The sequence below is a fragment of the Streptomyces africanus genome (genome assembly GCF_030816955.1).
Lineage (GTDB): Bacteria > Actinomycetota > Actinomycetes > Streptomycetales > Streptomycetaceae > Streptomyces > Streptomyces africanus.
On sequence record NZ_JAUSYP010000001.1, the window covers coordinates 6,677,628 to 6,701,481 of the forward strand.

19 protein-coding genes are annotated in these 23,854 nt (G+C 71.1%); 15 read left to right on the forward strand and 4 right to left on the reverse strand.

Annotated elements, in window-relative coordinates; translation table 11 throughout:
* Positions 1-13: 13 nt before the first annotated feature.
* From QF034_RS30930 to QF034_RS30970, 9 genes are all read left to right on the forward strand, one after another.
* The gene (locus tag QF034_RS30930; RefSeq protein ID WP_307177977.1) at positions 14-1,237 is read left to right on the forward strand and encodes an NAD(P)/FAD-dependent oxidoreductase; all 1,224 of its coding nucleotides are present in this window, start codon (positions 14-16) and stop codon (positions 1,235-1,237) included.
* A gap of 225 nt (positions 1,238-1,462) precedes the next feature.
* Positions 1,463-2,680, forward strand: coding sequence for an IS701 family transposase (locus tag QF034_RS30935; protein ID WP_307177978.1), 1,218 nt, complete (start codon positions 1,463-1,465; stop codon positions 2,678-2,680).
* 216 nt (positions 2,681-2,896) lie between these two features.
* Positions 2,897-3,526, forward strand: coding sequence for an NAD(P)H-dependent oxidoreductase (locus QF034_RS30940; RefSeq protein WP_307177979.1), 630 nt, complete (start codon positions 2,897-2,899; stop codon positions 3,524-3,526).
* A gap of 217 nt (positions 3,527-3,743) precedes the next feature.
* Entirely contained in the window at positions 3,744-4,919 is a 1,176-nt protein-coding gene (locus QF034_RS30945) for a 3-deoxy-7-phosphoheptulonate synthase (protein WP_307177980.1), read from the forward strand.
* 47 nt (positions 4,920-4,966) lie between these two features.
* Entirely contained in the window at positions 4,967-5,737 is a 771-nt protein-coding gene (locus QF034_RS30950; protein ID WP_307177981.1) for a 2,3-dihydro-2,3-dihydroxybenzoate dehydrogenase, read from the forward strand.
* 43 nt (positions 5,738-5,780) lie between these two features.
* Complete coding sequence (locus QF034_RS30955; protein WP_307177982.1) at positions 5,781-6,404, forward strand: isochorismatase family protein; 624 nt, start codon at positions 5,781-5,783, stop codon at positions 6,402-6,404.
* Positions 6,401-8,341, forward strand: coding sequence for an anthranilate synthase family protein (locus QF034_RS30960; protein ID WP_307177983.1), 1,941 nt, complete (start codon positions 6,401-6,403; stop codon positions 8,339-8,341). Before QF034_RS30955 ends, QF034_RS30960 begins: the two co-directional genes overlap by 4 nt.
* A 102-nt stretch (positions 8,342-8,443) precedes the next feature.
* Positions 8,444-10,021, forward strand: a complete 1,578-nt coding sequence (locus QF034_RS30965; protein WP_307177984.1) for a class I adenylate-forming enzyme family protein — start codon at positions 8,444-8,446, stop codon at positions 10,019-10,021.
* A 35-nt stretch (positions 10,022-10,056) separates the two neighbouring features.
* Positions 10,057-11,622, forward strand: coding sequence for an FAD-dependent monooxygenase (locus QF034_RS30970; protein ID WP_307177985.1), 1,566 nt, complete (start codon positions 10,057-10,059; stop codon positions 11,620-11,622).
* Positions 11,623-11,781: 159 nt separating this feature from the next.
* Here the strand turns inward: QF034_RS30970 and pdxR are convergent, their stop codons facing one another.
* Entirely contained in the window at positions 11,782-13,236 is a 1,455-nt protein-coding gene (pdxR, locus tag QF034_RS30975) for a MocR-like pyridoxine biosynthesis transcription factor PdxR (RefSeq protein ID WP_307177986.1), read from the reverse strand.
* Between the two features lie 46 nt (positions 13,237-13,282).
* On the opposite strand from pdxR, the gene QF034_RS30980 reads away from it, so the two are divergent.
* The 6 genes from QF034_RS30980 to QF034_RS31005 all read left to right on the forward strand — a co-directional run bounded on the left by QF034_RS30980 (position 13,283) and on the right by QF034_RS31005 (position 20,948).
* Positions 13,283-13,735 (forward strand): carboxymuconolactone decarboxylase family protein, encoded by a 453-nt coding sequence (locus QF034_RS30980; RefSeq protein ID WP_307177987.1) that lies wholly within the window; start codon positions 13,283-13,285, stop codon positions 13,733-13,735.
* 94 nt (positions 13,736-13,829) lie between these two features.
* Positions 13,830-15,032 carry an MFS transporter gene (locus tag QF034_RS30985; RefSeq protein ID WP_307177988.1) on the forward strand — a complete coding sequence of 401 codons (1,203 nt, stop codon included), beginning with the start codon at positions 13,830-13,832 and terminating at the stop codon, positions 15,030-15,032.
* Between the two features lie 104 nt (positions 15,033-15,136).
* Positions 15,137-16,666, forward strand: a complete 1,530-nt coding sequence (locus QF034_RS30990) for an FAD-binding oxidoreductase (protein WP_307177989.1) — start codon at positions 15,137-15,139, stop codon at positions 16,664-16,666.
* Between the two features lie 546 nt (positions 16,667-17,212).
* Entirely contained in the window at positions 17,213-19,225 is a 2,013-nt protein-coding gene (locus QF034_RS30995) for an AfsR/SARP family transcriptional regulator (protein WP_307177990.1), read from the forward strand.
* Positions 19,222-20,406 (forward strand): chorismate synthase, encoded by a 1,185-nt coding sequence (gene aroC, locus QF034_RS31000; protein ID WP_307177991.1) that lies wholly within the window; start codon positions 19,222-19,224, stop codon positions 20,404-20,406. Before QF034_RS30995 ends, aroC begins: the two co-directional genes overlap by 4 nt.
* On the forward strand, positions 20,403-20,948 hold the full coding sequence (locus QF034_RS31005) for a shikimate kinase (protein WP_307177992.1): 546 nt from the start codon (positions 20,403-20,405) through the stop codon (positions 20,946-20,948). Before aroC ends, QF034_RS31005 begins: the two co-directional genes overlap by 4 nt.
* A gap of 174 nt (positions 20,949-21,122) precedes the next feature.
* Here QF034_RS31005 and QF034_RS31010 read toward each other — a convergent pair whose 3' ends face one another.
* The 3 genes from QF034_RS31010 to QF034_RS31020 all read right to left on the reverse strand — a co-directional run bounded on the left by QF034_RS31010 (position 21,123) and on the right by QF034_RS31020 (position 23,720).
* A complete protein-coding gene (locus tag QF034_RS31010) occupies positions 21,123-22,925 on the reverse strand; it encodes an FtsX-like permease family protein (RefSeq protein WP_307177993.1) in 1,803 nt (600 codons plus the stop codon).
* Positions 22,926-23,127: 202 nt separating this feature from the next.
* The gene (locus QF034_RS31015; protein WP_307177994.1) at positions 23,128-23,361 is read right to left on the reverse strand and encodes a hypothetical protein; all 234 of its coding nucleotides are present in this window, start codon (positions 23,359-23,361) and stop codon (positions 23,128-23,130) included.
* A gap of 23 nt (positions 23,362-23,384) precedes the next feature.
* Positions 23,385-23,720, reverse strand: a complete 336-nt coding sequence (locus QF034_RS31020) for an ArsR/SmtB family transcription factor (protein ID WP_307177995.1) — start codon at positions 23,718-23,720, stop codon at positions 23,385-23,387.
* Positions 23,721-23,854: the final 134 nt, after the last annotated feature.

The window sequence follows — 23,854 nt, forward strand, 5'->3', positions numbered from 1 at the left end:
GGAAACCCGCCGCATGACACGCGTCCTGGTGGTCGTCGGGCACGGAATGGCCGGGAACCGGCTCGTCGAGGAGGTCCGGTCCGGTGACCGGCCGGGCCGGTGGCGGATCGTGGTCGTGGCGGAGGAACCACGACCCGCCTACGACCGCGTCTGCCTGACCTCGTACCTCGACGGCGCAGCCGCCGCCGATCTCACCCTCGCCACGCCCGCCCTGCTCACCGATCCGCTGGTCGACCTGCGACTGAGCACGAGGGTGACGTCCGTCGACCGCGCCGCCCGCACGGTGACGTGTGCCGACGGCACAGTCGTCGGCTACGACGCGCTCGTACTGGCCACCGGATCACGTCCGTTCGTGCCCCCCGTCCCCGGCCGGGACCTTCCCGGCTGCTTCACCTACCGCACGATCGAGGACCTCGACGCGCTCCGGGCCGCCGCGGCGCCGGGTGAACCCGGAGTCGTCATCGGCGGCGGCCTGCTGGGCCTGGAGGCGGCGCACGCCCTTCGGCTGCTCGGTATGCGGCCCCACGTCGTCGAGATGGCACCGCACCTGATGCCGCTTCAGGTCGACGAGGGAGGCGGCCGGGTCCTCGCCCGGCTCGTGGGCGAGCTCGGAGTGAGCGTGCACTGCGGCCGCGGTGTCGCCTCCCTCGACGAGGGCCCCGACGGCCGGGTGCGCGGGGTGACGCTGTCGGACGGCACCGCTGTGCCCGCCCGTGCCGTGGTGTTCGCCGCCGGCGTGCGTCCCCGCGACGAACTGGCCGAGTCCGCCCGGCTCGAACGCGCCGAACGCGGCGGCATCCTCGTGGACCAGCACTGCCGTACGGCCGACGAGCGGATCTGGGCCGTGGGGGAGTGCGCCGCGGTGCTGGGCCGCTGTCACGGTCTCGCCGCACCCGGCTACCGCATGGCGGAGGCGGTCGCGCGTCAACTGCTGGGTTCCCCCTCCGCCGCTTTCCCCGGGGCGGACATGTCGGCGAAACTCAAGCTCCTCGGCGTGGACGTGGCCGGCTTCGGCGACATCCACGCCAGGACCGAGGGCGCCATGGAGTTCGTCCGCGAGGACCGCACCGCCGGCACGTACGGCAAGCTGGTCCTCGCCCCGGACTGCCGCACCCTGCTCGGCGGGGTCCTCGCCGGTGACACCAGCGGCTACGCGGTACTGCGCAGCCTTCTCGGCCGCGAGCTCACCGCTCCCGCGGAACTCCTGCTGGCCGGGGCCCGGACGTCCGCGGCGTGACGAGATACCGCTGGCGGATACCCGTCCCCACCGGATCGCGAACTTGAATCTTGGAGTAGGGGTGATGATGCCTTCTGCCTAGGCCTTTGCCGTTCTTTGGTTCCCTCTTGGCCGCCGCATGTGAGGCTCCGGTGACGCGGGAGGCGGCCGGATTCTTGCCCAGCCCCTCCTGCGGACCGCACCGACAGGCCTGAAAGGGCAACAATTCGGCCGAGGGGGAACCGCATGTCACGCACGATCCTGCAGCTTGATCACGGCGACCGCACGATCCTCGAGGAATCGGACCAGGCCGAGACGGAGAACCCACCGCACATCAGAACTCACGACGCACTGCTGTCGGAACTGGGTCCGGTGCTGTTCTCCTCGATGCCTCGCCGCGATCAGCGCACCAAGGGCATGACCTACCTGCGGGGTCTGCTCGAGGCCGAGGGACGTAAGTCCATTCGCAACATCGCGGCGCTGTTCGGCGGCGATGCCACCGAGCAGAGCCTCCACCACTTCATCGTCAGCTCCACCTGGGACTGGGCACCGGTGCGCCGGGCCCTGGCACAGCACGTGGAGCGAGTCGCCCAGCCTCAGGCGTACGTCGTCCATCCCTTGATCATTCCCAAGGCCGGGGAGACGTCCGTGGGCGTCGAACGGCGCTTCGTGCCGGCGCTCGGGCAGGTGGTCAACGCACAGCAGGCGGTGGGTGTGTGGGGCGCCGCGCCGGACTGGAGCAGCCCGCTGAACTGGCGGCTTCAGCTGACCCACAGATGGCTGGCGGACCGGCGCCAGCGCCGTCAGGCATCCATACCCGAGACGGAGTCACCCGAGAGCCTGGGTCAGTGCTCGGTCAGGGCGTACCAGGAACTGATCAGGAACTGCCGCTTGCCGCTCAGGCCGGTGGTGATGGACGCGCAGGAGACGGACGTGGCCGCGGTCGTCGGGCGATTCCGTGCCGCGCACACCCCGATGATGCTGCGGGTCGGCGGCACCCTGCGGCTGACGGTGGAGGAGCCCGCGTTTCCGCGGCGGGGCGTCAGCATGACGGCGGAGCAGATCATGTCGATGGTCTGGCACATGCGGCGGCCGGGCGAGGAGCTCTCGTCGCCCAGGACGGTGGTCACCATCCGGGTCGCCCTGTCCTCCGCCACACGCCGGACAGGGCGGTCCGACGACACCCTGCTGCTGATGGGGGTGGCGGAACGCGGTCACTGGCCCGCGGAGCTGTGGCTGACCGACCTGACGTCGGTGGGTGTCGGTGAACTGCTCCGGCTGGCCGCGCTGGCCCGCCGGGTCGAGCGGGACCTCACGGAGGTCGCCGACCGGGTCGGCATCCGCGACTTCTCGGGACGGTCGTTCACCGGATGGCACCGCCATGCCACGCTCGCCTCCGTCGCCCATGCCATCACCATGCTCAGTGACAGGGCGGAACGGCCGCTGCTGAGCGGCGTCGGCTGACCGGGCCGCCCACACCTGCGATCGCCGGCATCCGCGCTCACGGAAAGGTTCCGTCAGGTCGCGGCTCCCTACCGGAGCGGACCTGACGGACCCGGGAGACGGACCTGACGGACTGGTCCGGCCAGTTGACGGATGGTCCCGGGGGGCGTTGGCCGCGGGGTGCGCTCGCGCACAGGATCGGGCCATCCCAGCCGATCGCCGAGAGAGATCCGGAACATGACCAACGTCGCCGTCATCTACTACTCCTCCCAGGGAAACGTGCACAAGCTCGCCGTCGCGGCCGCCGCCGCGGCCGAGAAGGCGGGCGCCGAGGTACGGCTGCGCAGGACAGCCGAACTGACGTCCGAGACCATCGTCCCGGGCAACGACAGCTGGAACAGGGTGTGGGCCGAGCACCTGGAGTCCGTCCAGGACATCCCCGAGGCCGCCCTGGAGGACCTGGAGTGGGCGGACGCGGTGCTCTGGGGCACGCCCGGGCGCTACGGACTGCCCGCCGCGTCGCTCAAGCAGTTCATCGACCTGACCCTGCCGCTGCACTCACGGCGGGGGCTGGTCAACAAGGTGATGTCCTCCTTCACGTCCACCGCGACGCTGCACGGCGGCCAGGAGAGCACGATCCTGGCCCTCAACAACGCCTTCTACCACTGGGGCGCGATCATCGTCCCGCCCGGCGTGGCCGACCCGATCCAGCTGGCCCCCACCAACGGCAACCCGTACGGCGTGAGCAGTGTCTCGCGCAACGCGGCCGCCAACGTCGACGACGACAACCTGGCGGCCATCGAGTACCAGGCCCGCCGCACCGTGGAGATCACCGCGGCGCTCCGCCGGGGACTGCGGACCGACTGACCCGACGCGTGCGGGAGGGGCGCCGCCGGGGGCGCTGAAACCGCTCCTGCCCGGGGCCCTGTGCAGCCGGGCGGCCCGCGTTCGCCGCCGCCCGGCCACGCCCCCGCCCGCGCCGTGTCCACTCCTCCCCCCAGGAGTCGGTGGGCAACCGCAGGCCCACCCCCCATCGCACGGCGTGCCCCGCACGGCCGGCCGTGCCCGTCTTCTCGGAGGCACCGTGGAGAACACCCTGCTCGACATCCGGCTGAAAGCCGCGCTGCACCAGCCGGATTGGGAGGACCCCTCGCAAGTCGAGCGGGTCAGGAAGGAGCTGGCCGCCCGCAGTCCGCTGGTGGCCGGTGACGACATACGCCGGTTCAAGTCCCTGCTCGCCCAGGTCGCCGCGGGACAGGCCCATGTGATCCAGGCCGGCGACTGCGCGGAGGACCCGGCCGAGTGCACCGCCGAGCACGTGGCCCGCAAGGCCGCCGTCCTGGACCTGCTGGCCGGGGCCATGCGGCTGATCACCCGCAAGCCCGTGCTGCGCGTGGGCCGGATCGCCGGCCAGTACGCCAAGCCGCGCTCGCAGCCGACCGAGACGGTCGACGGCGTGGAACTGCCCGTCTACCGCGGTCACATGGTCAACAGCCCCGAACCGGACCCGGACAGCAGGCGCCCGGACCCGCTGCGGCTGCTCACCGGGTACATGTCCGCCCGCGACGTGATGGGGCATCTGGGCTGGCAGCCCGGCGGATCCGCCCGCTTCGGCATCGATCCGCCGGTGTGGACCAGCCATGAGGCGCTGCTCCTCGACTACGAGGTGCCCATGCTGCGCCGCGACGAGGGCGGCCGGTTGCTGCTGACGTCCACCCACTGGCCGTGGATCGGCGAACGCACCCGGCAGGTGGACGGCGCGCACGTCGCGCTGCTCGCCGAGGTGGACAATCCGGTCGCCAGCAAGGTGGGGCCGAGCATGACGCCCGACGAACTGCTCGCCCTGTGCGAACGGCTCGACCCGAACCGCGAACCCGGACGGCTCACCCTGATCGCCCGCATGGGCGCCGACGCCGTCGCCGACGCGCTGCCGCCCCTGGTGACGGCGGTCCGGGAAGCGGGGCATCCCGTGATCTGGCTGACCGACCCCATGCACGGCAACACCGTCAAGACCCGTGACGGCGTCAAGACCCGGTTCGTCGAGACCGTCGAGCGCGAGGTCGTGGCGTTCCACCGGGCCGTGACGTCCGCGGGCGGCATCGCCGGGGGCCTCCACCTGGAGACCACCCCCGACGCCGTCACCGAGTGCGTCGCGGACGCGTCCGCCGCCGACCGCGCCGGATCCCGCTACACCACGTTCTGCGACCCGCGGCTCAATCCGGGCCAGGCCGTCGCCGTCGTGTCGGCCTGGACCCTGTGACCTGGCTCAGCACTGTCCGCACTGCATGGATGGAGGCTCGGGAAGACATGGACAACACCATCGCCCTCGTGACCGGCGCGGCCGGAGGCATCGGCAGCGCCGTGGTCCACGCGCTGGCGGAACGCGGGGCCGTCGTGGCCGCCGTCGACCGGGACGCGGTACTGCTCGACCAGGTGGTCGGCAAGCTCACCGCGGAAGGGCTGGAGGTTGCCGCGTACCCCGCGGACGTCACGCGCAGCGACGACGTGGAGCGCATGGTGGCGGCGGTCGAACGGGACCTCGGCCCCGTGGAGCACCTCGTCAACGCCGCGGGCGTGCTGCGCCTCGGTGAGGCCGTCGGCCTCAGCGACGACGACTGGAACGCCACGTTCGCGGTCAACGCGACCGGCGTCTTCCACATCTCGCGCGCCGTAGTGCGGCGCATGAAGCAGCGCAGACGCGGCAGCGTCGTCACCGTCGCGTCCAACGCGGCCGGAACGCCGCGGACGGAGATGGCCGCCTACGCCGCGTCCAAGGCCGCGGCGACGATGTTCACCAAGAGCCTCGGCCTGGAGGTCGCCCGGTACGGCATCCGCTGCAACGTCGTCGCGCCGGGCTCCACCGACACACCGATGCTGAGCTCCATGTGGGACGACGAGTCGGGCCCGCGCAAGACGATCGAGGGCCGGCCGGAGGCGTTCAAGGTCGGCATTCCCCTGGCGAAGATCGCATCGCCGGCCGACATCGCCGACGCCGTCGTCTTCCTGCTCTCCGGCCGGGCGTCGCACATCACGCTGCACAGCCTCACCGTCGACGGCGGCGCCTCCCTGGGCAGCTGACCACGCCACCACCAGATCACCACCGGATCACCGAGAGGACGCCATGGCCGCCATCCCGACCATCGAGCCCTACCCGATGCCGACAGCCGGGGAACTGCCCGCCAACACCGCCCAGTGGGCCGTCGACCCGGCGCGTGCGGTACTGCTGATCCACGACATGCAGCGCTACTTCCTGGCCCACCTGCCCGAGCCGCTGCGCACCCCGCTGGTGGACAACGCCGCGATGCTGCGGGAGCGGTGCGCCGAACTGGACGTGCCGGTGGCCTACACGGCCCAGCCCGGAGGCATGACGCAGGCGCAGCGGGGCCTGCTGAAGGACTTCTGGGGGCCGGGCATGCGGGCGGCCCCCGCCGACCGGGAGGTCGTCGAACCGATCGCCCCGCGGCCGGGCGACTGGATCCTCACCAAATGGCGTTACAGCGCCTTCTTCAACACCGACCTGCTCGCCCGCATGCGCGCCCACGGGCGGGACCAGCTCGTCGTCTGCGGCGTGTACGCGCACATCGGCGTACTGGCCACGGCCGTCGAGTCGTTCAGCCACGACATCGAGACCTTCCTGGTCGCCGACGCCGTCGCCGACTTCTCCCGCGACGACCACCGGATGGCCCTGGAGTACGCCGCCCGGCGCTGCGCCGTGCTCACCACCGCCAAGGAGACATTCGTATGACCGGCTCCAGCAGGGCACCACAGGCCCCCCGTCTGCTCTCCGAGATCCTCGGGCCGCGGCCGCGGCCGTTCGCCGTGCTGTACCGCCCCGAGGCGGCCGGCCCCGGTGTGGTGGACGTCCTGGTCGGTGAGGTGTCCACGCCGACGACACTCGCCGATGTGCCGCTGCCCGGGACGGCTGACACCCCGGCCGGGCCCTCGGGCCGGCACGACACCCTGGTCGTCATGCCCTACCGGCAGATCGCCGAGCGAGGCTTCGCCGCCCCCGACGACGGATCCCCGCTGATCGCGCTCAGGGTCACCGAGCAGGAGAGGATGCCGCTCACCGAGGCGGTGAGCCGGATCGGCGACCGGCCGATCCGGCTGAACGGCGGCCGGTTCGACGTGGACGACGAGGCGTACGCCGACGTGGTGCGCCGCGTCATCACCGACGAGATCGGCCACGGGGTGGGCGCCAACTTCGTCATCAAGCGGTCGTTCATCACCCAGATCACCGACTACAGCCCCCGCAGCGCTCTCACCCTCTTCCGGCGGCTGCTGGAACAGGAGTCGGGCGGGTACTGGACCTTCGTCATCCACACCGGCGACCGCACGTTCGTCGGCGCCACCCCGGAGCGGCACATCAGTGTCCGTGCGGGAACGGCTGTGATGAACCCCATCAGCGGCACGTACCGCTACCCCGCCTCGGGCCCGACCCTGCCGGAGGTGATGGCCTTCCTCGCGGACCGCAAGGAGGCCGACGAGCTCTACATGGTCGTCGACGAAGAACTCAAGATGATGGCCCGGATCTGCGAGGGCGGCGGACGGGTCACCGGCCCGTACCTGAAGGAGATGGCCCGACTCGCGCACACCGAGTACTTCATCGAGGGCCGCACCGGGCGCGACCCCCGGGAGATCCTGCGCGAGACCATGTTCGCCCCGACCGTCACCGGCAGTCCGCTGGAGAGCGCGGCCCGGGTCATCGACCGCTACGAGCCCGAGGGACGCGGCTACTACAGCGGTGTCGTCGCACTCATCGGCCGGGACGAGCACGGCGCCCGGGAGCTGGACTCGGCCATTCTCATCCGCACCGCCGACATCGACGCCGACGGCCGGGTGCGGATCGGGGTCGGCGCCACGCTGGTGCGTCACTCCGACCCGGAGTCGGAGGTCGCCGAGACCCGTGCGAAGGCCTCGGGACTGATCAACGCCCTGCGCACGGACGGGGCCACCCGCTTCGCGGACCATCCCGACGTACGGTCGGCGCTGGCCCGCCGCAACGACAAGATCGCCGAGTTCTGGCTGGCCGACGAGGCGGCGCGGTCGCGCCCCGAGCCCGCGCTGTCCGGGGCGCGGGTGCTGGTGGTGGACGCCGAGGACACCTTCACCTCGATGATCGGTCATCAGCTGCGGTCGATGGGCCTTTCCGTGACGGTCCGCCGCTTCGACGCCCCCTACTCCTTCCACGGGTACGACCTGGTCGTCATGGGGCCCGGCCCCGGGGATCCGCGCGACAGTTCCCACCCCAAGATCGCGCATCTGCGCGACGCGGTCCGCCGGCTGCTCGACGAGCGGCGGCCGTTCCTCGCGGTCTGCCTCAGCCATCAGGTGCTGTCGCGCGAACTGGGCTTCCCGCTCATCCGCCGGGCGGTCCCCAACCAGGGCACGCAGCGGGAGATCGACCTGTTCGGCGCCCGGGAACGCGTCGGCTTCTACAACACCTTCGCCGCCCACAGCGCCGACGACAAGCGGGAGTGCCCGGGGGTCGGCGTGATCGAGGTGAGCCGTGACCCGGAGACCGGCGAGGTGCACGCCCTGCGCGGTCCGCACTTCGCATCCGTGCAGTTCCACGCGGAATCGGTACTCACCCAGGAGGGGGTCCGTATCACCGGCTCGCTGCTGGCCGGTTTCCTGGGCGACGGCGACCTGACGGAAAAGAAATCTTCAGTGGCGATGTGACGGATAAGGAGAAGCGGCCTTCTGTTCCCGTCCGCATTTCCTGAGAATGTTTTTCCGGTACCTCGACCGCTGCTTCGGAAAACGACCTGAGGGGCTACACCTATGCTTCCTGTCCAGGCCAGCGACAAAGGTCTCTACATGGGCCTCGTGGCCGAGCGGGCCGCAGCCGAACACGGCGACCAGCTCATCATCCTCGACCATGACCTGGAGCTGCTCCCGGAATCCGGGCGGCAGTTGACGTTCGCCCAACTGGCCGAGCACATCGACGACATGGCGGCCCGGCTGTACGCGGCGGGCATACGCCGCAGCGAGCACGTCGCCATCCACAAATCCAACGGATTCGACATCAACATCCTTTCCTGCGCCGTTTCCCGAATCGGCGCGGTCCCGGTGCAGCTCTCTCCCGCACTGGATGCGGAAAGCGTCGTCGCGCTGCTGCGGCGGCTGGGCGGTCCGTACCTCATCACCGACACGGCGAAGTGGGACGGCCCCTTCGCCGACGCCCCGCTGGAGGAGATCACCAGCAAGGCGATCCTCGTCGCCGGGTCGCGTCCCGGCACCGTGTCGCTGGCGGATCTGGCCGGCGCGCCCCGGCAGGAGCCCGTCGTGCCGCACCCGGACCTGCCGGCGCTCATGACGCACACGTCCGGCACGACGGGTCTGCCGAAGCTGGTGGTCCACTCGGCCCGCACCCTGCACGGCCGCTACCGTCCGCAGGCCAAGCTCTTCGACATGATCCGCGAGCGGGAGACCGTGGCGATGCACGTGTCCTACGTGCACTCGCGGATGCCGCTGGCGCTGGCCGTGCTGCTCCCCCGGGGGAACCGGATGGTCATCATGAACGACGCGGACCCGCAGAAGGCGGCCGAGTTGTGGGCCGAGACCCGGCCGGGCTTCATCGAGTCCCACCCCAACTCCTTCATGGAGTGGGAGGTCCTGGCCGACCACCCCCTCAAGCCGCTGGCCAACGTGAAGTACTTCAGCACCACGTTCGACGCCATCCACCCGAGCACCATGCACAAGTTGCTGCACGCCACCGAGCGCAGCTCGCCGCTCTTCTACCAGATCTACGGGCAGAGCGAGACGGGCCCGCTGGTCGGCCGCGGCTTCACCCGCGGGACGGCACTGGGGGCCGACGGCCGTTGCCAGGGCTACGCCTTCCCGGGCGACACCAAGTACAAGCTGGTGAGCCGCAACGGCAAGGAGGTGACCCGGGAGAACCCCGGCTACATCGACGTACAGGCCGCCGGCCGGGCGCTGGGGTACTTCGGTGAGCGCGAGCGCTACGACACCCAGGTGCACGGCGGCTGGTGGCGCGGTATGGACCTCGGGTACCGCACCGAGGAGGGCTGCCTGCACCTGCTGGACCGTGAGGTGGACTCCATCCCGGGCATCGCCTCCACCCTGGAGATCGAGGACACCGTCCTGAGCCGACTGGACGAGCTGACCGAGCTGGTGGTCGTCCCCGGGCCGGCCCAGGAGGCCGTACCGGTGCTGTGCACCCGTGACGACCTGCCGCTGGACCGGGCGCGTTGGGAGAAGGCCACCGTGGAGTGGCCGCAGTTGGCGGACCCCGTGCAGATGAAGCTCGCGGAGCTGCCGCGTACGGCCACGATGAAGGTGCAGCGGATCGAGCTCGCGGCCCGGCTGCGCCGCCGCGCCACCGAGCAGCCGGCCTGAGCAGGTACGGCCGGCGGCAGGGAGGAGGAACACAGGTGACTGCCGGCGACGCCGACGTTCTGATCGTCGGAGGCGGCCCCACCGGACTGCTCGCCGCGTGCGAGCTGCTGCGCCGCGGCGTCCGCGTCAGGATCGTCGACCGCGCACTGGAGCCCACCAAGGTGCCCAAAGCACTGTCGGTGTGGCCGCGGGTGCGGGACATTCTCACGGACCTGGGCGTGGGCGACGAGGTGCGACGCCTGTCCGTCCCCGTCCACGCGTTCCGTTACTTCTCGGACCGCAGACCGGTCGCGTCCCTCACGTTCACCGAGGATCTGGCGGCCCGGCAGCTCCCGCAGTACGAGACGGAGCGGATCCTGACCGAGCGCCTGCACACGTTGGGCGGGAAGGTCGAACGAGGGGTACGGCTGCTGTGCCTGGACGGCGTGGACTTCTCCGGGCGGATCGAGCCCGGTGGCACGGTCACCGCCGTCCTGGAGCACGGCGACGGGGCGGTGGAACGGTTCTCCGTGCCGTTCGTCATCGGCGCCGACGGGGCCGGCAGCGCGGTGCGGGGCCAGCTGGGCATCGGCTTCGAGGGCACCACGTACGAGATGGCGTTCGCGCTGATCGACACGCACATCGACGGCCATCTCCCCCCGGACGAGATCGCCTACTACCAGACCCTCGGCGGAACCCTGGTGGTCGTGCCCCAGCCGGGCGGGGTGTTCCGCTTCCTGTCCCTCATGCCGGGCGGCGGCACCGTGTCCCGCGAGACCATGCAGGAGATCATCGACACGCGTGGTCCCAGGGGGGTGCGGATCACCCAGCCGGTCTGGGAGACCGTCTTCCGGGTGCACGCACGCCGAGCCGGCGAATTCCGGCGCGGCAGGGTCTTCCTGGCCGGGGACGCCGCGCACATCCACAGCCCGGCGGGCGGGCAGGGCATGAACAACGGTCTGCAGGACGCCCAGAACCTCGCCTGGAAGCTGGCCGCCGTCCTCCAGGGCCGCTCTCCGGTCTCCTTGCTGGACACCTACGGCACGGAGCGCGCCGAGGCCACCCGCTGCATCGTCCGGGACACCGATCTGCACACCCGTGCCCTGACCGCGCGCACACCACGGCGCGCGGCCGTCCGCGACACGGCGTTCACGCTGCTGGACCGCTCCGGTGCCGCGGCCCGGCTGTACGCGCCGGTCATGGCCGGCCGGCGGCTCGCCTACGCCCCCGAGCGGGAAACCCAGCATCCGTCCGGCCGGCGCTGCCGGATGCGTGGCCGGCTTCCGGGGGCACCGGGCCCGGGCACCGTGTTCCCGCGCGAAGCGGCCCTGGCGCTCGGCACGGCCGGCCCGGACGCGGACCCGGCGGCGTGGACGCTGCTGCTGCAGCCACCCGCCGCGGACGCACGATGGGTCACCGAGACGGGACATGTCGCGGCCCGGTGGCCGCAGCTCCGTGTCCTGTGGCGGGGACCCGAGGCGGCCGAGCGGCAGGGGCTGTGCCGTCGTCCCGGCTACTACCTGATCCGCCCGGACGGCCACATCGCCGCCCATGGTCACGTCGGCGACCTGGACCGGCTGGAGGCAGAACTCGGCCTCCAGCTCATCCCGGGCGCCCGCTGAAGCGCGCGTCCGGTACGCCGGAACGAGCCGGCGAGCAGCCGGAGTCCGACGCCGGACCACCTCGCCCCGGGGCCGGACGCCGCTGCCCGTTCGGGGCGGGGCGGCGTCACGGCCGCGCTCTCCGGAAGGCCCTCTCCGCACCGGCCCGTCACGCGCCTGTCACCGGTTGCCCTGCGGCGCGTCGGGCAGGGCCAGGCACAACGCGTCCAGGGCCGCGGCGAAGGCATGGTCCGGGGGTGTGCCGTAGCCGATGACCAGGCCGTCGCGCGGTGGCATCGTGCTGTCGGGGTGGCGGTAGGGGCGGAGCCCGTCGAGGGCCAGCCCCTGCCGCCGCGCCGCGCGCAGCGCTGCCTCCTCGGTGTTCTCCGGCAGTTCCAGTACGGCGTGGAGTCCCGCCGCGACGCCGCTGACCCTGATGTGCGGGGCACGTTCGGCGAGCGTGCTCGCCAGCAGGTCGCGGCGGCGCCGGTAGTGCTGTCGCATGCGGCGCAGGTGCCGGTCGTAGGCGCCGCAGGCGATGAAGTCGGCGAGAGTGAGCTGGTCGACGACGCCCGACCACATCTCCCGGGGCCCCTTGGCGGCGAGGACGTCGTCGACGAGCCATCCCGGCAGCACCATCCAGCCGAGCCGCAGCGCCGGTGACAGGCTCTTGCTGATCGAGCCGATGTAGACGACCCGGTCGGGGTCGAGTCCCTGTACCGCGCCGACCGGCTGCCGGTCGTAGCGGAACTCGCCGTCGTAGTCGTCCTCCACGAGAAGCCCTCCGGAGGAGCGGGCCCAGTCGATGACCGCTGTCCGGCGTTCGGGGTGCAGCGGGCCGCCGGTGGGGAACTGGTGTGCGGGCGTGAGCAGGACGGCCCCGGCGCCGGTGCCCGGCAGTTCGTCGATCCGAGCCCCCAGCGCGTCGACCGTCAGCGGGACGGTGGGCATCCCCTCGCTCTCGAGCAGGCTCCGGTGGAAGTCCAGTCCGTACGACTCCACCGCGACCGGGCCCTTCAGCAGGCCGCCCAGCAGCCGCAGTGCGTGGGCGAAGCCGGAACAGAGCACGATCCGGCCCGGATCGGTGCGCACACCCCTGGCGCGAGCCAGATACTCCGCGAGCGTCTCGCGAAGCTCCTCCCTGCCGCGCGGATCGCCCACGCCGAAGGCGTCGTTGGGGGCCGCGGCGACGGCCCTGCGCGCGGAGGTCAGCCACGCGGCACGCGGGAAGGCGGCCGCGTCGGGCGAACTGGGCATCAGGTCGTGCAGGACGCGGCGGCGGGTCGGGCGCTGCGGGCGCCGCGCCTGGTGCGGATGGAACGGAGTGGCGCGCTGGGCGACCTGGGTGCCGGAGCCCTGACGGGCGAAGAGCCAGCCCTCCTCGACGAGTTCGGCGTAGGCGTCGGCGACGGTGTTGCGGGCGATGCCCAGATCGTGGGCGAGGCTGCGGTAGGGGGGCAGCCGGGTACCGGGGGTGAGCCGGCCCGAGCGGATGGCATCCCGCAGGGCGTGCATGAGCTGGCCGCGCAGGCTTCCCTCCCCGGAGAGTTCCAGGTGGAGGTCGGTTCCCGCGGCCTGGCCCGGTTCAGCTCCGGCGGTCCCGGGCTCCGAAACATTGACCCATGTTTCTGACATGGAAATGCACCATACCTTGGGTCGCTTCCCCGCTTAGCTTTAAGGCATGACAACGTTTCAGGTTCCTCAGCGCATGAACTTCTCCACCGTCGCCCCCAAGGTCTTCAAGGCCGTCCTGGCGCTCGACACCGCCGCCCGTGAGGGGCTCGACCCGGTCCTGCTGGAGCTGGTGCAGATCCGCGCCTCCCAGATCAACCACTGCGCGTACTGCATCGACTACCACACCTCCGACGCCCGCAAGGCCGGCGAGACGGAAGAGCGGATCTACCAGCTCTCCGCCTGGGAGGAGTCGAGCCTGTACACCGAGAAGGAGCGGGCCGCCCTGGCGCTGACCGAGGCCGTCACCCTCCTGCCCCAGGGCGTGTCGGACGAGGTCTACAGCGAGGCCGCGAAGCACTTCGACGACAAGGAGCTCGCCCAGCTCATCGCGCTCATCTTCACCGTCAACGCGTGGAACCGGATGAACGTCACCACGCGCAAGACCCCCGGCACCGAGTAAACCGACCGTTCCCCGTCACGGGCGGTGGCCGACCCACCGGGGCCACCGCCCGTGGCATGCCATGACCCATTCCTGACGAAGGGCTGATGAAGCCGTGACCACCGTCGACACACCGGTGTCAGCCACCACCGGCCGTTCGCCCGTCAAGGGCTGGCTCGCCGTCCTGGCGGTGACCCTGGGCATCTTCTCCCTGATGACCTCCGAACTGCTGCCCGTGGGCCTGCTCACCCCGGTCGGCTCCGCCCTGGACGTCTCCGAGGGCACCGCGGGACTGATGGTGACCGTGCCCGGTCTGGTCGCCGCCGTCTCCGCGCCCGTGGTCACCGTGGCCACCGGTCGCATCGACCGCCGCATCGTGCTGGCGGTCCTGATCGGCCTGGTGGGCGCGGCCAACCTGGCCTCCGCCTTCGCGACCAGCTTCGCGGTCGTCCTGGCCGCCCGTTTCCTGATCGGCATCAGCGTGGGCGGCTTCTGGTCCATCGCCGGCGGCATAGCGCTCCGGCTGGTACCGGAGAAGCACGTCCCCCGGGCCACCGCCGTCATCTTCGGCGGCGTCGAGACCGCGTCCGTCCTGGGCGTCCCCACAGGGACGATCATCGGTGACCTCAGCGGCTGGCGTACCGCGTTCGCCGTCGTGGGCATCCTGGGACTGACCTCCCTGGCCTGCATGGTCTTCCTGATGCCGAAGGTGCCGGCGGAACAGACCATCACGTTCAAGGACCTGCCGAAGGTCTTCAAGGGCAACGCGGGTGTACGAGCCGGGATCGCCATCACGTTCCTCGTGATCACCGGCCACTTCCTGGCCTACACGTTCGTCCGGCCGATCCTCCAGGACGACGGGATCGACGACAACATGATCGGCGCGCTGCTGCTCACCTTCGGCGTCGCCGGCATCTGCGGCAACTTCATCGCCGGAGCGCTCATCGCGAAGCGGCTGCGGCAGACCGTCCTGGCCATCTCCCTGGTGCTCACCCTCGCCATGGTGCTGCTCGCCCTCGTCGACACGGGCACCGTCACCGCGGGCGCCCTCCTGATCCTGTGGGGCCTGGGCTACGGCGCGGTGCCCGTCACCTTCCAGACCTGGATTCTCGACGCCGCGCCGGACGCGACCGAGGCCGCCTCTTCGCTGTACGTCTCCACGTTCAACCTGTCCATCGCGCTCGGGGCGCTCTTCGGCGGCTTCGCCGTCGACGGCATCGCCACCACGAGCGTGCTGTGGATCGGCGCCGTCCTCGCCATCCTGACGCTGCTCGTGGTGGGCGGAACCCGCCGCACCGCGTCCGTCGCCGCCGAGTAAGGCGCCGGGCCCGGCCGCCGAACGGCCCGTCCTCCGTGATGAATCCCCCGCGCGCGGGGGACGGGCTCCCCTTTTTTCGATCCAACCACGATGTAAGGAACGGCATGACCGAGAACACCGCCCTTCCCGTGGGCGTGACCCGTCCCGGCGACGACGCCTTCGAGGATCTGTCCGTGCGCGGCATCAACAAGCGCTTCACGGCCAGGCCGGAGGAGTTCCACGTCGTCACCACCACCGAGCAGGTCGTGAGCGTGGTACGCGACGCGGTCCGGGACGGGAAGAGGATCGCCGTGCGCAGCGGCGGTCATGGTTACGAGAACGTGGTCGGTGACCCGGCCGTGCAGGTGGTCGTCGACCTGGGCGAGATGCGCGAGGTGTCCTTCGACCCCGAGCGCAAGGCGTTCGCCGTCGAACCCGGTGTCCGGATGGCGGACCTGTACCGGACGCTGTACGAAGGCTGGGGCGTGACGCTCCCCGCGGGCGACAGCGCGACCGTCGGACTCGGCGGTCACGTGGTCGGCGGCGGCTTCGGCTCCCTGAGCCGCAGCGAGGGCCTCGCGGCCGACCACCTGCTGGCCGTGGAGGTCGTCGTGGTCGACGCCGCCGGCGAGGTCCGCGCGGTCGTGGCCACCCGCGACCCCGAGGACCCGCACCACGACCTGTGGTGGGCCCACACCGGTGGTGGCGGTGGCAACTTCGGCGTCGTCACCCGCTACTGGTTCCGTTCCCCGGACGCCACGGGGGACGATCCCCGCGCGGCCCTGCCCCAGCCCCCGGCCTCCGTACTGACGGGCACCATCCTGTTCAACCGGGAGTCGCTGGACCGCATGGCCCTGCGCACCCTGGTCGGCAACTTCGGCCGGTGGCACGAGAACAACAGCTCGCCGGAGTCCGCGTACACCTCCCTCTTCTCCGGCCTCGTCCTGCTCGGCAGGCCGCGTGAGGGCGATCCCGGCATGGGGGCCGTGGCCTTCGCCCATGTCGACGCCACGCGCCCGGACGCCCAGAAGCTGATGAGCGACTACGTCACGGAACTCACCGCCGGCCTCGGCGACTTCCCGGTCGTTCTGCCCACCGAGGTCCTGCCCTGGCTCGAGGCCAAGAAGGCCCTCGCCCAGTCCCAGGACGCGGAGATCGGCCGGCAGAAGGTCAAGTCGGCGTTCCTGCGCCGCGGTTACGCCGACGAGCAGATCGACACGCTCTACGACTACCTCGACAGCGCCGACCACAGCAACGACAGCAGCCTGGTGGCACTGCAGTCCTACGGAGGCCGGATCAACTCGGTGGCCGGCGACGCCACGGCCTCCGCCCAGCGTGGTTCCGTCATCCAGGCGTTCTTCATGAACACATGGCAGGACGCGGAGCTCGACGAGACCAACGTGGACTGGATGCGCCGCCTCTTCCGCGATCTGTACGCCAAGAGCGGCGGTGTTCCGGCACCGGGAGAAGAACACGACGGCTGCTACATCAACTTCCCGGACGCCGACATGGCCGACCCCGAGTGGAACACCTCGGGCGTCTCCTGGGAGGACCTGTACTACAAGGACAACGCCGTACGCCTGCGCGCGATCAAGGCCGAGTGGGATCCGCGCGAGGTCTTCCGCCACGTCCTGTCGCTCCGCAGCGGGAACTGATCCGGCAGAACGGACACCCCGGGCTTGCCCACGAGGCGTGGGCAGGCCCGGGGGGTGCAGCCGACAGAGACGGGGGAGGGCAACCGGTCATGGGCTCGATCTGTTCACAGGTGACCGCCCGGCCACATCACGTGCCTTTCCGGACACTTGGCGTGACCGTGATCACGGGATGGCACGCCGTGCGTGAACATGCTGTTTGTTCAGCGTTGGATGAAGCCATGTGTGGCCGCGCAGGTCGGGGGAGACTACAAGTGCTTCGTGTTTCCACGGGTGTTGCACCTGTGTACGCCAGCGCAAGGGACCACCGCACTCGGTGTCGCAGCGCCCCACCGCCTCCATTTCCTTGGTGAGCCTCTTGGGCGCCGCCACCCGCGAGCACTCCGCGTGAACCGGCGTGGCGATCGCGATCTGATCTCTTGACATAGCGGTCCGTCGTCGACGGCCCGGCTCGCCGCGGGCACCTGCCCGCCGTCCGCCGCCGTCTGCAAACCGAAGTCAATGACCGGTAAGGACGTTGTGATGCTGCGATTTTCCCTTCTGGGACCGATGGAGATACGCGTGAACGGGGAGCTGCGGACGCCCAGTGCGCCCATGGCTCGCCGGGTTCTCGCAGTGCTGCTCACGCATGCGGACCGTGTCGTCCCCATGGACCTGCTGATCGACGAGTTGTGGGGCGAACAGCCGCCCCGAAGGGCACGCAAGACCGTCCAGACGTACATCTACCAGTTACGCAAGGCCCTGAGCGGCGATGGCGGAGCTCGCCCGGGCCGGGATCCGGTGGAGACCCATCCGCACGGATACCGACTTCCTCTGGAAGGTGCTCAGTTGGACCTGCGGGACTTCCAGGAGCGGCTGTGGGAGGGGCGGGAGGCGCTCGCGCGCGGCCAGGCCAACGAGGGCGCCATGGCGTTGCGCCGCGGCCTGGAGCTGTGGCGCGGGGCGGCACTGGAGGACGTGGAGACCGGTCCGGTCCTGGCCGCCGAGGCCACGAGGCTGGAGGACCTCAGGATCAGGGCACTCGAACAGCGCATCGCGGCGGACCTCGCCCAGGGCAGGCACCAGTCGCTCCTGGAAGAGGTCAGGGAGCTGACCTATCGCCACCCCGTGCACGAGGAGTTCTGTGCCCAGCTGATGACGGCGGCCAAGCGCTGCGGACAACGCGACGAGGCCCTGTCCGCCTACGCCCGGCTGCGCAGGGCCATGACCGAGCAACTGGGGCTGGAGCCCTCCGAGCGCCTGCAGGAACTCCAGCGCGCGGTACTGGCCGGACACGACGACCGGATACCCGCGCGGCCGCAGGGCGGGTTGGCGGAGCCGGCCGCCGCAGCCAATCCTCCGTTCCAGTTACCCGCGGCCATCGGTGTCTTCGTCGGGCGTCAGAACGAACTGGAGCGTGTCGCATGTGCCGTGCGGGGCACCGGGGCCGACTCGCACGTGCGCATCGTGACGGTGACCGGCGGACCGGGAGTGGGGAAGACCGAAGTCGCCCTGCAGGTGGCGCATCGGTTGCGTGAGCACTTCCCCGACGGGCAGTTGAAAGCTCGCTTGCACACGGAGGACGGAACGGCGCTGCGTCCGGCCGAGGTGCTGGGCGGTCTGCTCGTCGCGGCCGGGTACGACCACCGTTCGCTGCCGGAGCGCACCGACGACCTCGCGCGCATGTTCCGGGGCTGGGCGGCCGGGCGCCGTTTCCTCCTGCTGCTGGACGACGCGGCCGACGGGGACCAGGTCCTGCCCTTGCTGCCCGCGGGTTCGGGAAACGCGGTGATCGTCACCTCGCGCTGCCGGATGACCGGTCTGCCGGGCTCGGTGACCTCCGTCGAGCTGGGGCCGATGCCCGAAGCAGAGGGGAGACGACTGCTGGCACACGTGGTCGGCGAGGACAGAACAGCGCGAGAGCCGGCAGCGGCGGCTGCCATCGTGGCCGGGTGCGAGGGCATGCCCATGGCCATCCACGCCGTGGGAAGCCGGATCGCCGTCTGGCCCGACCGCAGCCTCGCGGATTTCGCCGCCCGGCTGGAAGACGAGCACCAGCGTCTGGAGGAGCTGAGCAGCCCGCATCTGGATGTGCGCCAGTACCTCGCCGAGTCCGTCGAACGGCTGCCGGACAGTGCCCGGGACGTGTTGAAGGAGATGGGCAGGGCGGGACGAGCCGACGTCACCGTGGCGTATCTTGCCCGCCGGCTGCGCCGATCGGTGCCGTCCATCGAGCGGTCGGTGGAGTTGTTGGCGGCGTTTCACGTAGCCAAGCCCGTGGTGCGCGACGGCGGTCATGCGGTGCGCCTCGCGCCGCTGTTCCGCCTCGCTGCGGCCGGACGCCACACTCGTGCGCCCGAACCCGTGACGCGGGAGGTGGAGGCGCCGCAGTTCCCGTACAAGATCGACGTGCAGGTCCCGCAGATGCCGAACTCCTCGCACCTGGGGGCACTTCCCACGCGAAGGCTGGGGGCGGTGCGGATCGGTTCGGCCGTCGGCGGACGGACTCCGGACCGCTGCCCCAGCTTCCTGTCGCCCACATGCCCTCTTCCGTCGAATGAGTTGATCGAGGAGCACCGTTGAGCAGGTTGCGCTGGCTGACCGCGGGGGAGTCCCACGGTCCCGCACTCGTCGCGACGCTGGAGGGTCTTCCCGCCGGCGTGCCGATCACCACGGACATGGTGGCGGACCATCTCGCGCGGCGGCGCCTGGGCTATGGGCGCGGTGCGCGGATGAAGTTCGAGCGGGACGAGGTCACCTTCCTCGGCGGCGTCCGGCACGGCCTCACTCTCGGTTCGCCGGTCGCGATCATGGTGGGCAACACCGAGTGGCCGAAGTGGGAACAGGTCATGGCGGCCGACCCGGTCGACCCGGAGGTGCTGGCGGGGCTGGCGCGCAACGCTCCGCTGACCCGTCCGCGCCCCGGTCATGCGGATCTGGCGGGGATGCAGAAGTACGGCTTCGACGAGGCCCGTCCGATCCTGGAGCGGGCCTCCGCGCGGGAGACGGCGGCGCGGGTGGCGCTCGGGGCGGTGGCGCGGTCGTATCTGAAGGAGACGGCCGGTATCGAGGTCGTCTCGCATGTGGTGGAGCTGGCGGCCGCGAAGGCGCCGTACGGCGTGTACCCGAGGCCGGCGGATGTGGAGAGGCTGGACGCGGATCCGGTGCGGTGCCTGGACGCGGACGCGTCGAAGGCGATGGTCGCGGAGATCGATCAGGCCCACGAGGACGGTGACACTCTCGGTGGTGTGGTCGAGGTGCTGGCCTACGAGGTGCCGGTCGGGCTCGGTTCGCATGTGCACTGGGATCGTCGTCTGGACGCCCGGCTGGCCGCGGCGCTGATGGGCATCCAGGCGATCAAGGGCGTCGAGGTGGGTGACGGTTTCGGCCTGGCGCGGGTGCCGGGTTCGAAGGCGCATGACGAGATCGTCGCGACCGGTGAGGGGATCAAGCGGACGTCCGGCCGCTCGGGCGGCACCGAGGGCGGGTTGTCCACGGGTGAGTTGCTGCGGGTGCGGGCGGCGATGAAGCCGATCGCGACGGTGCCGCGGGCGCTGAAGACGGTGGACGTCGTCACGGGCGAGGCCACGGCCGCCCATCACCAGCGTTCGGATGTGTGCGCGGTGCCGGCGGCGGGGATCGTCGCGGAGGCGATGGTGGCGCTGGTGCTGGCGGACGCGGTGGCGGAGAAGTTCGGCGGTGACAGTGTGGCCGAGACCCGCCGCAACGTGCGGTCCTACCTCGAGAATCTGGCCATCCGATGAGCCCGCTGGTCGTGCTGGTGGGGCCGATGGGGGTGGGCAAGTCCACCGTCGGGCAGCTGCTGGCCGGGCGGCTCGGGGCCGGTTACCGGGACACCGACGACGACATCGTCGCCGCGCAGGGCCGGACGATTGCCGAGATCTTCGTCGAGGAGGGCGAGCCCGCTTTCCGGGCGATCGAGAAGCAGGCCGTGCGCGAGGCACTGGCCGGGCACGAGGGTGTGCTGGCGCTGGGCGGCGGCGCCGTCCTCGACCCGGACACGCGCGCGCTGCTGGCCGGGCAGCGCGTGGTGTATCTGTCGATGGATGTCGAAGAGGCGGTCAAGCGCACCGGTCTGAACGCGGCCCGGCCGCTGCTCGCCATCAACCCGCGCAAGCAGTGGCGCGAGCTGATGGAGGCCCGCCGCCACCTCTACGAGGAAGTCGCCACGGCCGTGGTCGCCACCGACGGCCGCACCCCCGAAGAGGTCACCCAAGCCGCCCTCGACGCACTGCCGACTCGTTCTGTCGCCGCGCGCGGAACAAGGCCCGCGAGGAGGTCCTAGCACGGTGTCCGTGGAGATCACGAGGGTGAGCCGGCCCGGCTTCCGCGACGATGGTTTCCGATGGGCTTCAACGCCATAGGAGCGAGCGTAGGTTTCACAAGGTTTCGCCCACCACGTTCTCAAGTGGTGGGCGAAACACACAGGTGACCGCGGGTAATGCGGGCGGCGTCAGACTCATTCCCGGCTGCCGATGGCCGCCGAGGGCCGGGTGCGCAGCGCCATTCGGGCGGTGAGCAGTGTCGTACCGACCGTCAGGGCGAGCGCGGACACGAGGACGGCCAGCAGAATCGACGGTGGTCCGGCGGGCAGCGCCCGGGCGAGTACGGCCTTGCTCAGCGGGACCAGGGTCAGGACCGCGACCAGCATGCCCAGCCCGAGACCGGCCAGCGCGGTCAGCAGCGCCTCCACCGTCATCATTCGCATCACCTGGCCCCGGGTCGCGCCGACCAGACGCTGCAGGGTGAACTCGCGGCGCCGCTCGCCGGTCGCCATCACCAGGGAGTTCACCAGGGCGATGACGGCGTATCCGACGACCATGGCGACCAGGAGGTACGCCACCCAGGTCTGGGTGTCGTTCTGCTCGGCCGAGGCGGTGACCAGGTCCGCCCGGCCGGCCGCGCGCAGCCCGGGCAACGGCGCGCCGGGTCCGGTGAGTTCGGCGGTGAGCCGTGCGGTGTCGGTGCCGGGGTCCGCCGCGACCAGGATCTGCGGCACCACGCCGTCGGTGGTGTGCGCGGCCACCACGGCGGCGGGCATCAGGGCCGCGCCGTACCCGCGCTGGTCCCCGACGGTCGCCACCATGCGGGGCTCGACCACGGTGCCGTCGCCCATGCGCATGGGGATCCGCTCACCGATGTGGTGTCCTCCGGCGGCGGACTCGGGCAGGGCCACGGTGTCCCCGCGCAGATCGGCCAGACTGCCGCTCACCGCACGGATCGCCGTGGTGCGTTCGATGCCGGCCGGGGACACGCCGGTGATCTGCACCCGCTCGCCCTTCGGCCTGCGGCCCTTGCCGTCGTACTCCGCCATCTCGGCCTTGGACGGCTCCAGGAAGCCGGAGCTCGGCACATAGGCGGAGGCGGCCGCCACGCCGGGCTCCTTGCCGATGCCGTCGGCCAGGGACGAGGGGAGCCCGCCGGACACCGAGGTGAGCACGAGGTCGGCTCGGAGGTTGTCCTCGAACGCCTGCTGGGCGCCCTGGTTCTGGGTCGTCTGCAGGTAGATGAGGGCGGTGGCCAGACCGGTGGCGAGCATGACCGGCATGACCGCTCCGGCCAGCCGGGCCGGCCGGGCCTTGGCGTTGAGCATGGCCAGTTGCCCGGAGAAGCCGGTGACCGCGCGCAGCGGCCAGCGCAACAGGGCCGTCATCAGCCTGCTCAGGGTGGGGCCCAGCAGGCCGAAGCCGGCGGTCCACAGCATCGCGGCCGGTGTGGCGGTGCTGCCCGCCACCGTGCCGTCGACGTTCACCGTGACGATCGCGAGGGTGACGCCGCCCGCCAGGCAGAGGACGGCGAAGAGGAGCCGGATCCAGTTGAGCCGGCGACGCTGCAGGGACGCCTCGGCCAGCGCCTCGGTCGGGCGTGTCCGGGCGGCGGCGCGGGCCGCGATCCAGGCGGCCCCGAGCGCGGTCACCAGCCCCGCCCCGGCGCCCACGATCATCGGGATCCAGCCGGCGCGGTGGATCAGCATGCCGGGCACCACACCCGCGTCCGCGAACCGGCCGAGCAGCCAGTGCCCCACCCGCGGCCCGGGCACGCAGGCCAGGGCGGTGGCGAACACGGCGATGGTGAACGTCTCGGCCAGCACCATGCGCCGGACCTGGCCGGGCGTGGAGCCGATCGCGCGCAGCAGCGCCATCTGCCGCTGCCTCTGCTGCAGGGACAGACCGAGTGTGCCGGCCACCACGAACACCGTGACCATCACGGACATACCGCCGAACACGGCCGACATGGACACCAGGTTCTTGCGATCACCCACACCGAGCCGATGATCAGCGGCAGGGTCACGGTGAACTGGCTCAGCACCACGCCGCCCACGAAGGCGGCCGTCGCCACGGCGAACAGGGCGCCCCCGACCAGGGGATAGCTTGCGAGGTAGCCGGCGGCGAGCCAGGGGGCGGCGGATAACGGAAGTCGGACGAGGGAGGCCGCAGGGCGCAGGCGCCCGGGTGCCGCCCTGCTCACTCGATCCTCCGCAGCATGTCGTCGATCGAGCTCGCGCGGGCCTTCAGCTCGGCCAGTTCGGCCTGCAGGGCCTCCTGCCGGGCGACCGCTTCTTCGGCGAGCTTGCGGTACGAGGCCACGGCCACGGCGTCGGCGCGGTGGCGCTGGAGTCTGAAGTGCGAGACCACCGCCGCCGTGATACCCCCGACGACGATCAAGACGATGGTGATGGCGACGATGGCGCCGGTCATGTCCGGGTCCCCCTCATAACATTCTAACCTTCCTCATCCGCAGGCCCGTCCGCTGCACCCGCCTGCTGCTCGTCCGCGCGCAGGGCGTCCAGGATCGTCTGCACGTTGAGGTGCAGATCGAACGGCACCAGCTCGAAGTACTTCAAAGCCTTGCCGTCGTCGGAGAGTTCCAGGTGGCCGACGACCAGGCCCGCCTTCTCCAGGCGCTCCAGGTGCATGTACAGCAGGGGGCGGGACATGCCCAGTTGCCGGGCCAGTTCACTGACGTACATACGGCCGTCGGCAAGGCTTGCGATGGCCCGGAGCCTCTGGGTGTGGCCCACGGCGGAGAGGAAGGCCAGAAGCTCTTCGCTGGTCACCGCCCTCACCTCCCAGCGCATCGGACTTCATGTGTAAGTCAGATCTTACACATGCCAGAAGCGCAGTCAAACAACAGCCGGGGACACCACGCTCCCCGCTGACGCGGTGGGGGACCGATCGGGATCTCCGGCGG